The sequence below is a fragment of the Embleya sp. NPDC005971 genome, assembly GCF_040629175.1.
In the GTDB taxonomy this organism is placed as follows: domain Bacteria; phylum Actinomycetota; class Actinomycetes; order Streptomycetales; family Streptomycetaceae; genus Embleya.
Genome location: NZ_JBEXUX010000129.1, coordinates 1 through 12,117, shown reverse-complemented (window position 1 = coordinate 12,117; position 12,117 = coordinate 1). Strand labels below are relative to the sequence as shown.

General features: G+C 70.0%; 7 protein-coding genes. 4 read left to right on the top strand and 3 right to left on the bottom strand.

What is annotated here, in order from left to right; translation table 11 throughout:
* The first annotated feature begins 409 nt into the window (after positions 1-409).
* Positions 410-1,357, top strand: coding sequence for an ATP-dependent DNA ligase (locus ABZ374_RS47245; protein WP_360324669.1), 948 nt, complete (start codon positions 410-412; stop codon positions 1,355-1,357).
* A gap of 169 nt (positions 1,358-1,526) precedes the next feature.
* On the opposite strand, the gene ABZ374_RS47240 is transcribed toward ABZ374_RS47245, so the two are convergent.
* Together ABZ374_RS47240 and ABZ374_RS47235 are read right to left on the bottom strand one after the other, a co-directional pair.
* Positions 1,527-3,050, bottom strand: a complete 1,524-nt coding sequence (locus ABZ374_RS47240; protein WP_360324667.1) for an alpha/beta hydrolase — start codon at positions 3,048-3,050, stop codon at positions 1,527-1,529.
* A gap of 515 nt (positions 3,051-3,565) precedes the next feature.
* On the bottom strand, positions 3,566-3,724 hold the full coding sequence (locus ABZ374_RS47235; RefSeq protein WP_360324664.1) for a hypothetical protein: 159 nt from the start codon (positions 3,722-3,724) through the stop codon (positions 3,566-3,568).
* Positions 3,725-3,911: 187 nt separating this feature from the next.
* On the opposite strand from ABZ374_RS47235, the gene ABZ374_RS47230 reads away from it, so the two are divergent.
* A complete protein-coding gene (locus tag ABZ374_RS47230; RefSeq protein ID WP_360324662.1) occupies positions 3,912-6,632 on the top strand; it encodes a hypothetical protein in 2,721 nt (906 codons plus the stop codon).
* A gap of 984 nt (positions 6,633-7,616) precedes the next feature.
* On the opposite strand, the gene ABZ374_RS47225 is transcribed toward ABZ374_RS47230, so the two are convergent.
* Positions 7,617-8,390, bottom strand: coding sequence for a replication-relaxation family protein (locus ABZ374_RS47225; protein ID WP_360324660.1), 774 nt, complete (start codon positions 8,388-8,390; stop codon positions 7,617-7,619).
* Positions 8,391-9,178: 788 nt separating this feature from the next.
* Here ABZ374_RS47225 and ABZ374_RS47220 point away from each other — a divergent pair.
* Positions 9,179-10,531 carry a hypothetical protein gene (locus ABZ374_RS47220; RefSeq protein WP_360324658.1) on the top strand — a complete coding sequence of 451 codons (1,353 nt, stop codon included), beginning with the start codon at positions 9,179-9,181 and terminating at the stop codon, positions 10,529-10,531.
* 211 nt (positions 10,532-10,742) lie between these two features.
* Entirely contained in the window at positions 10,743-11,990 is a 1,248-nt protein-coding gene (locus ABZ374_RS47215; protein WP_360324655.1) for an IS256 family transposase, read from the top strand.
* The last annotated feature ends 127 nt before the right edge of the window (positions 11,991-12,117 follow it).

Genomic DNA, 12,117 nt, shown 5'->3' with positions numbered 1-12,117 from the left:
CATCGAGGGCTTCTACAATCGCCGACGACTCCACTCCGCCCTGGGCTATCGCACACCACTCGAAGCCCTGCAAAACCACCACGAGCTCGGACTCGCCGCATAAACGACAGCGAACAAGGCGTCCGGAAAACGCGGGGCACCTCAGTCGCCGAGGTGGGACGACGCCGTCCCGATCGAAGAGAGGGTTCCCCGACTTCTGTGTGTGGCCCGCCTTGGCTTTCGGGCGTGCCCCCACCGGCACCGTCCTGTCGCCAACGCCCCTCGGATCCGGGGGCAGGCCGTAGGCGTGTGCGATGTCCCGCATGTCCCGTAGGGCGCGGTTACGCTGCTCGCCCCCTGACCGGCAGGTGCGGGCGTGCCCGGTACTCGACCCTCGGATGACACGGTCGCAGTCGGGGTACGGGCGGGGATGCCCGCAGTCGAGCTTACCGTCGACGTCGCCCTCGCCACTCGTGTCGACCGCGTCCCCACGGGGCCCGGATGGGCGCACGAGGCAAAATTGGACGGGTGGAGGTCGATCGTGCGAACCGGCGTGAACCCACGTGTGTTCAGCAGACACGGCTCCGATCTCACCCACGCGTTTGCGGACATTGCGGACGAGGTACGGTTGCTCGATACCGCGGTGCTCGACGGCGAACTCGTCGCGCTGCTGGAGGACGGGACCGTCGCGTTCGGCCGATTGCAGTCGCGCAGCGGAAGGGGTCCCCGGTCCGGAGCGGACTTCCGGGTCGTCCTGGTCGCCTTCGACGTTCTCTCGGTCGGCGACCACGACCTTCGCCGGCGCCCGTATCGCGAACGACGTGAGCGGCTGCTCGACCTCCTGCAGAACGCTCCCGCGCTGATCCAGCCGGTGCCCATGACCACCGACCCGACCGAAGCGCTCGCCTGGGTCGGCGCGTTCGGCGGAGGAATCGAAGGATGCGTCTCCAAGCCGCTCGACAGCCCCTACCGCGCTGGCCGCACGGCGTCCGGGTGGCTCAAATACCGCGCCTCCCACACGACCGAGGCGATCGTCATCGGAGTGACCGGGCGAACGCCCGCCACACAGGCCCTGGTCCTGGGCCGGCCGGATCGCCGGGGGCGGGTACGCGCGGTGGGGGTGAGTCTGCCGGCCGGGGCCGCCCTGCGGCGTGAACTCGCACCGCTGTTGCGGCCCGTCGAGGGTGCGACCCGGGTGCGACTGCCGGGAACGGTCGGCGGGTTGCCAGGCTCCGAGCCCGTCGTCTACACACCGGTGCGTGCCGACGTCGTGGTCGAGATCGAGGTCGACCACGACCTCGAATGGGGTCGGTACCGCCACCGACCACGTATTCTGCGCATCCGAGCCGACCTGGATCCGACGGACCTGGAGCCGTAGGACGCGCTGGCACCACCGCCTCCTACGAACCGAAAACCGGCCGATCACGTCCGCGTCCGCAGGAGTGTGGTCGGCGCGGGCGTCGAATCGTGGCGCCCCGGCGTCCGGTGCGTCCGGCATTTGGCGATTACGCGGTGAGGAGCCGGCGTCCACGATCATCGAGCACGCTTCACTCGGGTACGGAGAAGGCCACGTACAGCGGTGTCGCCAGTACGGTGCGCGCGCCGCCCGACGTGGTGTCCACATGCAGGCAACGTGCGAGCGTGGTCATCGGCTGCCAACCGGACTGGAGCGTGCGTGTCAACCACTCGTACTCGGAGCTCAGGATTCTTGTTCTGTAGTCGTCCTCCGTCAGGAACTCGACATGTTCCTCGGGTTCCACGGTTCCCTGCCGCTCCAGATCCACGATCTTTCGCAGCATGGCTCGCGTCCCCATCAGGCTGGAAGCGGCCTCTCGCCGGTAGTCGGGGACGGGGTGTCGTGTCGGCCGATCGAGCAGGTATTCGGCGGAGCCACCGAGCGCGAATCGAATTCCGAATGTCTCGCCGACGAAGATCACGCCGTCGACACCCGACTCCGGGAGGCAGAAGACCATGGGAACGCCGCGAAGCCGGAACCAATGGCCGGCCCGCAGTGCGTCGTCGTCGACATCCTTCACGCCGTGCTCTCGATTCAGCGCGTTCTCGACCTCGGACACGAGCCCGATCACGTCCTCAGCCCGCTCGCCCGCGCCGGCCGCAGTCTTCCACCAGGGGAACGGACCCTCGTCCGCATCGGAGGTGCCCTCCACTCGGGCCCGAACGGCCGGGCCCAGGGTTCGCGCGATGCGGCCGACCTTGCGTGCGGATACGTAGACGTAGTCGCGGACTTGCGAATCGACGATCCCTGCGGGGGTCGGGGTTCCCACGGCGGCCACGATGTTCGCCTTCAGCACGCGATAGGCGAGGTGGTCGGCGGAGTCCGGTCGAATGATCGAGAAGTGGTCGCCCGGCAGGACGCCGGTGTCGGGGAACACGCCGCGGGCGGACGCCGGTGTGACCACGTTGTCCTGGTCGCCCGCGTAGGCGCACATCTTCACCGGGCACTGGTCGGAGGCGACCGAGTCGGCGTGGACCACCCGGTTGAGGACCACGCGTTGGGCCTCGTGGACGGCGTCGTCCAGCGGGCGCAGTGCCCGCTCCTGCGGGTGCGCCAGGAACCCCCGTGCGGTGACTCGTCGCAGGGTCTGGAAGAGCTGGGAACCGGAGTTGGGGCAGGCGAACATCACCACGCGTGCGATCCGCGCGAGATCTTCGCCCCGCGCGTGCATGACCGTCCGGGCGAGGTGTCGTTGGACGATCAGCCCGCCCTGGCTGTGCGACACGAGGATCACGCGGGAATGGTGGAGCGTGCCGAGGAAGGTGCCCAGGCCGTCCGCCAGCGTGTCGAAGTCGGGGATGCGTTTCAGTGGGCTGTAACGAAGCCTCGGCGACGGGTACTCGAAATCGAACGGGTCGATCCCGGCGAGGTCCGGATCGGCCTCGATCAGGCTGCGGAACGCGCCCCACGTGCGGGCCGACGAGAACAACCCGTGAACGAACACGACCGCGACCCGCTCCACGCACACCGCCCGGATCCCTCGGCAACGGAGACCGAGACTACCGGCTCCGTGCCGCCCGTTCGGGTGAAACAAAGGCGACGACGTACGGTTCACCGGGCACACCCCGCGACATCGATCGTCGGCTACGCCCTCTGGCCTCACCGCGCACAGCGGCGAATACCGCGGACTCCGAATACATGCCTGTTGCCGGCTGTACCGGCGCCGGTACCGGCGGCGACCGGCGGCGGTACCGGCGATCGTCGTCGGTGTCGGGGCGGCGTGATGGCGGCACCGCGTCGCCGGCGTTGGCGCCTGTCGTCATCAACGGGCCGTTGTCGACGGCGCCGCACCGTCGTCGACGAGTCCCGGCGACCGTCCCCGGCCCGTTAACGCAGTCCTTTACGCCCCTCTTTGACCACCCACAAAAGATCTTGAAAAGTTTTTTCCGCCCGGTGCTCAAAGGGGAGATATAGGGCCAGTTCGCCTCTCCCTTCCGACGCGTCGACCACTTGGGTTCGAACACTCCGGTGCGCGGGAGGGCTTCGACCGGCGTAGCCAGTATCGGGTCCGTCGGGACCGTGATCGTCATGGACGGCCGCTACCACCCGGTCCCGCACCTCACGCCGGGGTCAGTGGTGGGTGATCCACCACACGATCCAGGTGCCCGCGGCGGTGCCCGTGCCGGTGGCCAGGCCGCGCGCGGTGCTTGCGGCGAGGGATCGGGCGACGCGCACCAGGCGGTCTCGGCTCGCGGGGGTGGGGTCGCCGGTGGGCCGGTCGTCGTTCACGGTGTTCTCCCCGAGTGGGTGCGAACCCCGGGCGGGTTCGTGTCGCCCCATCGAGCGCCCACGGACGTTTTTCCGGCGACCACCCCCGGGCCGGTCGTCCGTCTCTAGGCTGCTGGGTCCGGGGAGGCGGGATTTCCGGTGGGCGTCCGGTCCGGATCCGGATCCGGACGGCGGGAGGGTCGGGTACGTGGCAGGTGACACCGAGGACAAGACAGCGAAACTGGCCCGGTCACTACGGCGGTTGTGGGAGCGGGCCGGATCACCCACGTACGCGAGAATCGTCCGCCAGGGCGCCGGCCGGGAGCCCTCGGTGGCGTTGAGCACCACCTCGCTCGGCGACTGGTTCAAAGGAAGCGTCGTGCCGGCCGACCCCGGCCGGTTCGCGTTCCTGGTGACCTGGCTCGAACACGAGGCCCACCGGCGCGACAACGCCCACGTTCCGACACCGGTCGCGGCCTGGGAGCGCCTGCGCGGCGAGGCGGTGCGCGAACGCCGCCCCGCCGGACGACCCCACACACCCCGTCGCGGCGAACCCGCCCACGGTGGGGGCGGTTTCGTCGGGCGGCCGGTCCGCGAGTTCACGGATCCGTTCGCGTTGGAGGTGCACCGCGCGATCGACGCCCCCGAACACACGCGGTCCGGGTTGCCGGTGCTGCCGGTGTTGCCGGTGTATGTGCCCCGCGACCACGACCGGGTGCTGCGCGAGGCGGTCGAGCGCGCGGTCGGCGGGGAGAGCGTGATGGTCACGTTGGTGGCCGGGTCCTCCACCGGCAAGACCCGCGCCTGCTGGGAAGCCTTGCAGGGCGTGCCGGACGGGTGGCGGTTGTGGCATCCGCTGCACCCGAGCCCGGCCGAGGCCGCAGCGGCCGGCCTGTCGCGGGTGGGGCCGCGCACGGTGGTCTGGCTCAACGAGGCCCAGACCTACCTCGAACCCGCGGCTGTCGGGCAGCGGATCGCCACCGGCCTGCGCGAGCTGCTCGACGATCCGGGGCGCGGGCCGGTCCTGGTTCTGGCGACGCTGTGGCCGGACCCCTTCTGGAGTGCCCTCACCACCAGACCCCCCGTAGGCGACCCGGACCCGCACGCGCAGGCACGCGCCCTGCTCACCGGCACCGATCTGTCCGTGCCCGACGCGTTCACCGGCACCGATCTGAAGGCGGTGCATGCCCGGGCGGGTGAGGACCCGCGGCTGGCGAACGCCCTCGCGAGCGGGGACACCGGGCGCGTCACCCAGTATCTGGCGGGCGCGCTCGCGCTGCTCAAACGCTACGAACTCGCCCCGCCCGGCGGACGGTCGGTGATCGAGGCGGCCATGGACGCCCGCCGCCTCGGCCACGGACCTGTCCTACGCCAGGCGTTCCTCGAGGACGCCGCCGACGCCTACCTCACCGACCACGAATCCGACGCCCTCACCGACGACTGGTTCGAACAAGCCCTCGCCTACGCCACCAACGTCCCCAGCGTCCACGGCGCGGTTGCGCCCCTGACCCGCATCCGACCCCGACGACGCACCCACAACCCGCCCTCGGCCGGCGGTCCGACCTACCGCCTCGCCGACTACCTCGAACAACACGCCCGCCACACCCGCGGCGCCCAGTGCCCCCGCGCCTCCTTCTGGACCGCCGCCCACGACCACGCACACACCACCGACGACACCCTCAACCTCGCCCAAGCCGCACTCGAAAGACTCCGACTGCGTCACGCCGAACGCCTGTTCCGCAAAGCGGCGAACACCCGCGACCCACACGTGCCGGCCGAGCTGGCCGGGCTGCGGGAAAGAGCGGGCGACCACGACGGCGCCGAACACTTGGCCCGCGAAGCCGCCGACGCCGGACACCCCTCCGCGCTGACGCGGCTGGCCAAGATGCGGAAGAAGGCGGGCGACCACGAGGACGCCGAACGCCTGTACCGCGAAGCCGCCGACGCCGGAAACACCAAAGCGCTGATGGAGCTGGCCAAGCTGCGGGAAAGAGCGGGCGACCACGACGGCGCCGAACACCTCTACCGCGAAGCCGCCGACGCCGGACACCCCTCCGCGCTGACGCGGCTGGCCAAGATGCGGAAGAAGGCGGGCGACCGCGACGGCGCCGAACGCCTGGCCCGCGAAGCCGCCGACGCCGGACACCCCTTCGCGCTGGCCGAGCTGGCCGAGATGCGGGAGGAGGCGGGCGACCGCGACGGCGCCGAACGCCTGGCCCGCGAAGCCGCCGACGCCGGAGCAACCGTCGCGCTGGCCGCGCTGTCCAGGCTGCGGCAGGAGGCGGGCGACCACGACGGCGCCGAACGCCTGGCCCGCGAAGCCGGAGACGCCGGAAACGCCAACGCACTGCTGTGGCTGGCCGTGCTGCGGAAGAAGGCGGGCGACCCCGAGGGCGCCGAACGCCTGGTCCGCGAAGCCGGAGACATCGAGGAGACGCTGATGTGGCTGGCCGAGATGCGGAAGGAGGCGGGCGACCCCGAGGGCGCCGAACGCCTGTACCGCGAAGCCGCCAACAACGGGCACCCCTTCGCACTGGCCGACCTGGCCGAGATGCGGGAGGGGGCGGGCGACCGCGACGGCGCCGAACGCCTGGCCCGCGAAGCCGCCGACACCGGAAACACCTTCGCGCTGACGTGGCTGGCCGAACTGCGGGGGAGGGCAGGAGACCCCGACGGCGCCGAACGCCTGTACCGCGAAGCCGCCGACAGCGGAGACCCCTTCGCGCTGGCCGAGCTGGCCGGGCTGTGGGAAAAGACAGGGGACCGCGACGGCGCCGAACGCCTGGCCCGCGAAGCCGCCGACGCCGGAAACACCAACGCAATGACGCGGCTGGCCGAGATGCGAAGGAAGGCGGGCGACCGCGAGGGCGCCGAACGCCTCCGTCGTGGTCTCGACGCCGACGACGACGTGCCACGCGCCGAGGGGTAGACGACCTCGGGCCGGGGCGGGCACGGCGGGAGGCACCGCCGGCCGGGTCCGAAACACCGACGGCGGTGTGCGTGAACGCCCTCGTCGGGGCCGCTGTGAAAGGTCTTGCGCGCCCGAGTACCCGCCGGTTGACGGGCACTCCGGTCGACGGGCCCCATCGGCGTACGACGGGCCGGACCCGGGGTTTGGTGTGGCGACCACCACCGGGTCCCGGCGGCCGAGGGGCGCATCCCGATCGTGGGTGGGTCGTTGTGCTCGTCGTGGTGGTCCGGCGTCTCCCCGTCGCCGGCCACGCCGCACCGGTCGGCCCATCCCCCGAGGCCGCCGGGCGGGTCGCAGGCGCGCCGGCACGACACCGGCGTCCGTCCGCGACCGGCGAACGACGGGGGCGGTCGGCGGATGGCCCCACGGCCGGCAACGCCACCGACGAGGCCGAGACCGCGCCGGGCGCAGGCGCGGCGGCAGCGCGTTCAGCGGCGGCCACAAGACCTCGGCCGGAGAGCCGTCGCGGTGTCGTGGCCTGATCTGCCGCTGTGTGCCATCGAGTTCGGTCGACTCGCCACGACGGCGGAGCCGCTCCCCTTTGAACCCGTCGTCAAAGGCGGGCCACGTCCGACAGTCGACCGGTCGGCCACCGCTGGCGGTCACGGCCAACAGAGCTACTCCCGGGCGACGTTCGCGGTGGTGCTGTCGTCCACGCGCTGTGGGGCTGCGGGTCGACGCATCTGCGGCCGGATCGTGGCTGGGAAGTCCGGGCTGCGGCTCGGCGCCCGGCCGGAACGGTGGGTGAAGGGAAGGAAGAAGACTCTTCCCCAGGGCAGGGAAGAGTTGTCGTCTTCCGAAGACGAGTCGGACAAGGGGTGTGACCTGCGGTTTTCGTCTTTGCGTCGGGTCGGGGGTTCGCACCGTGGCGCGCATGCCGGCCCGCACCCCGGTACGCACCTCGACGGCCACCCCTTGTCCGGGTTCCTCGCTGGACTCGGGTCACCAGATTCCGACCCGGATCCGGGCGTGGGGGCCATGAGCGATCAGGCGTTGGAGGTGGGTGACACGGATGGGCAGGCCGTCGTGGACGGCGCGGGCGTTGAACAGTTCCCGGCGCAGTTCGGCGGCGATGTGGGGCAGGTCCCGGGTGGGTCGGTTGTCCAGGACGAGCCACAGGTCGGGGCGGGTGGTGTAGCGGGCGTCCCAGGCGGGTCGGGTGGAGCCGACGAGGTGGCGGGGGCCGACGTGGACGCGGTGTGCGGCCCAGCGAGTCCAGTCCCGGAGCTTTTTCGTCAGCACGGGGACGGATTCGGTGTTGCGGTCGATCTCGACCAGATGACTGCCGGTGTTCGTGGTCACGACGGCGTCGGCGATCGGGTTGTGTTTGTCGAAGGGGTGGGCGACCTCGACCTGCCAGTCGGTGACCGGGCCCAGGCCGTGACGCACGCACGCGGCGGCGGTGGCGGTGACGGCCAGGGCGTGGTCCACCAGGGCGCTGTCCAACGCCTTGCGGCCGGTCGCCGCGTGGGGGCGGGGCGGTGTCATGCCGGAGTCGTCCACCGCGGTGCGGCCGGCGGATGTCAGGTGCCAGACCATGGAGTTCCCGACCCGCACGCCGTCGACCAGGCCCCGCTCGCGCAGGGCGGACGCCTCACGGCGCACGACGTCGGCGGACGCGGCGTGCGGGTTCACGAACCGGTGCAGCTGCGTGGTGGTGGCCACCCGTATCGACGCCAGACTCAGGAGCACGCCCTGCGCCACGGTGACACCCACCGCAGACGCGGGCGGGCGGTGCGGCCGTGGGCGCGGCCGGGGGTGCGGCCGTGGGCGCGGCCGTGGGCGCGGCCGTGGGCGCGGCCGGCGGTTCGGGTGCGGCTGTGGCCCAAGGGTCGGTGGATCCGGTGGTGCGGATGACGGGGTCGGTGGACATCGGGGCCTCCCGGAACGCGCGGATACGTTCCGGAAGGATGGCGAACACCCCCTTGTCCTGCGTCTGTTCGCCGGACTTGTCCCGATCTTCGAACGCAGGTCAAGGGGCCGGCCGGCCACGCTCGGCAGCGGACAAGGGGGTCCAATACACCCCCTTTTCGCCTTGACCAGGACGGTTCGCGGCGGTTGCCCCCTTGACCAGCCCCTGTTGTCCCGATTCGCCGGAACCGTCACCACCGCACCGGACGGCCCGGCGTGGTGGCAAGGTCCCTGAGGAGTGCCTGTGTCTGAACCTCCGGCCGGATTCTTCGCAGGTCAGGATTCGAACATGGTCAGCCCAGTTCGCGGGCAGCGTGAGATGACCGGATCTCCGGTGCGGAGCGGGGGGCGAGCAGCAACCGGACGGCCGGTTGCGTTAGCGAGCCGTCGAGGCTCGGCTTATCGAGGCATGTACTGACAGCATCTCTGCGAGAAGTCGCGGTAACCGGTATCCGACCGGCCCGGGACGGTCGGGGCGTGCGGGTGGCAGCTTGTGGTCGGGTGCGCGCCCTTGCCGCTGGTGGGTCACGGCCGGATACTCAGGGTCGCTGACGAGTTTCGCGGCGGATCCTCCACTCACAGGATGTGATCTCTTGTCCGAGGAAAGCACCAGCCAGGCCCTGACCCGAGCCGAGACCGACGCCCTCGCCGCTTGGCAGGCCGTGCCGTACGCCGTTTCCCACCAGGAGGCGCAGCGCATCTCCCGGGAGTATCTGGACGCGGCCCGCAAGGAATTCGAGGAGCAGATCGGTCGGCTCCCCCAGGCCAGGCGGAACGCCGCTCGCCAGGCCGAGAGGAAGCTGAACGTCAACGGCTGGGAGGTCTACCCCGTCCTGAAATGGTGGGGCTTCGAGATCGTCCTCAACGCCGAGGCTGCCAAAGGCTTCGCCGAGATCATGGAGGGGCTGGGGGACATCCTCGGGGCTCTGCCCAGTCCGCTCGGCCCGCTGATCGAGTTCACCATGAAGATCCGCTCCGCCATCATCCAGGCGATCGGCTCGCAGTACGGCTGCCGGCTGGTCTCGCCCTGGGTGGCCCCTCTGATGCTCATCCCCCTCTCGCTGGCGCCCAAGTCGGACACATCGCTGTGGTGGACGGTCATGAACGACTCCCACGAGTGGAACCAGGACGAGAAGTTCCCCCGCCATCTGTCCGCGTCCACTCCCGCGCTGGCGGAGTACAACCGCAAGCTGTACTGCGTGCACCGCGGGAACCAGGACAGCAAGCTCTGGTGGACCGTCTACGACCCCGACCCCGACCGCAGCAAGGGCTGGAGTACCGACACCGCCCTGCCCGGCCACATGAGCAGCACGGGTCCGGGCCTGGCCGTCTACAACAACCAGCTGTACTGCGTGCACCGCGGCGCCGGCAACGACCAGTACCTGTGGTGGACCCGCTTCAACGGCACCAGCTGGAGCACCGACACCCGGATGAGCGGCGCGACCACCCATGCCCCGGCCCTGGCGAGCTTCCGGGGCATGCTGTACTGCGTCTACAAGGACAGCAAGAACAACAGGTTGTGGCAAACCCGCTTCAACGGCACCAGCTGGGACGCCGACAAGCTGCTCCCAGCGCACGAGACCGCCTCCAACCCAGCCCTGGCCGTCTACAACGACCGGCTGTACTGCGTGCACCGTGGCGGCGGCTACGACCAGGCCTTGTGGTGGACCCGCTTCGACGGCACCAACTGGAGCACCGACACCAGGCTGCCCGGCCAAGCGAGCCAGGAGGGGCCTGCCCTGGCCGTCCACAACGCCCATCTGTACTGCGTGTACCGCAGCATGACAAACGACCCGAGACTGTACTGGTGCCGCTTCAACGGCACCAGCTGGAACCCCCCAGCCAGGCTGCCCGACCATATGAGCCTGGAAGGGCCCGCCATCGCCTCCTACCGCGACCCCAACGCCACCGAGAACCAGCTCTTCTGCGTCCACCGCGGTAGCTAAGAACCAGGCTCTGAGTGCGCACCAACGCAAGCAGGTGCCAAGAACGGTGCGGTAGGGGTCGGATTGGTCGGCGTCGAACCAGGCGTCGGCCGCCGACGGCGCATCGGACCGCGCCCGGCCGGGGACTGTAAAACTAACGGTGGAACTTGATCATGAAAGTGACACCGAGAGATGACTGACGTGATGTCAGAGCCTGCGCAGGACAGTTCGGTTGAGCGTCGCCGATGACGCTGTCGACGGCCGGTTGATCGACGAGTTGGTCGGCCGTGCCCGTGCCCAGGGGCTGGACCTGGTGGGTGAGGGCGGGCTGTTGCAGCAGCTGACCAAGCGGATCCTGGAGTCCGCTCTCGAGGGGGAGATCACCGACCACCTCGGCTATGACAAGCACGATCCGGCCGGAGACAACAGCGGGAACTCGCGCAACGGCACCCGTGCGAAGACCGTGTTGACGGACGTGGGCCCGGTGGAGATATCCGTGCCGAGGGACCGCGACGGGTCGTTCGAGCCGAGGATCGTCCGCAAGCGGCAGCGGCGCCTGTCGGGGGTGGACGAGATGGTGATCTCGCTGTCCGCGAAGGGCCTGACCACCGGCGAGGTCCGGGCCCACCTCGCCGAGGTCTACGGGGCCGACGTGTCGCGGCAGACGATCTCCACGATCACCGACAAGGTCCTCGACGGCATGGCCGAGTGGCAGAACAGACCGCTCGACCGCGTCTACCCGGTCGTGTTCGTGGACTGCATCAACGTGAAGGTCCGCGACGGCAAGGTCGCCAACCGGCCGATCTACGTCGCGCTGGCGGTCACGGCCGAGGGACACCGCGACATTCTGGGGCTGTGGGCCGGCGACGGCGCCGAGGGCGCCAAGTTCTGGCTCCACGTCCTGACCGAGATCAAGAACCGCGGTGTCGACGACGTGCTGATGCTGGTCTGCGACGGACTGCGCGGCCTGCCCGACACGGTCGAGACCGTCTGGCCCAAGACCGTGGTCCAGACGTGCGTGGTCCATCTGTTGCGGAACAGCTTCCGGTATGCCGGCCGGCAGGACTGGGACAAGATCGCCAAGGCCCTCAAGCCGGTCTACCAGGCGCCGACCGAGGAGGCCGCGCTGGAGCGGTTCGTCGCGTTCGCCGACGAGTGGGGGAAGAAGTACCCGGCGATCGTCAGGCTCTGGGAGAACGCCTGGTCGGAGTTCGTGCCGTTCCTGAACTTCGACACCGAGATCCGCACGGTGATCTGCTCGACGAACGCGATCGAGTCGGTCAACGCGCGGATCCGGCGGGCGGTCAAGGCCCGCGGGCACTTCCCCAGCGAGCAGGCCGCACTCAAGTGCGTCTACATGGCGATCATGTCCCTCGACCCGACCGGCAAGGGTCGCAAACGCTGGACCATGCGCTGGAAAGCAGCACTCAACGCCTTCGACATCGCCTTCGACGGACGCCTGTCCGCAGCACGCAACTGACCACTACATCAAACCCGTTACACCGTTCGTTTGGCTCTGTCCCGTAATCGGTGGTGACCAAGGGTGACAGAAGTCGTTGGCATGGTGTGCGTGATGTCAACGAGCTTGTGGGTGTGGTGTTTTCGGG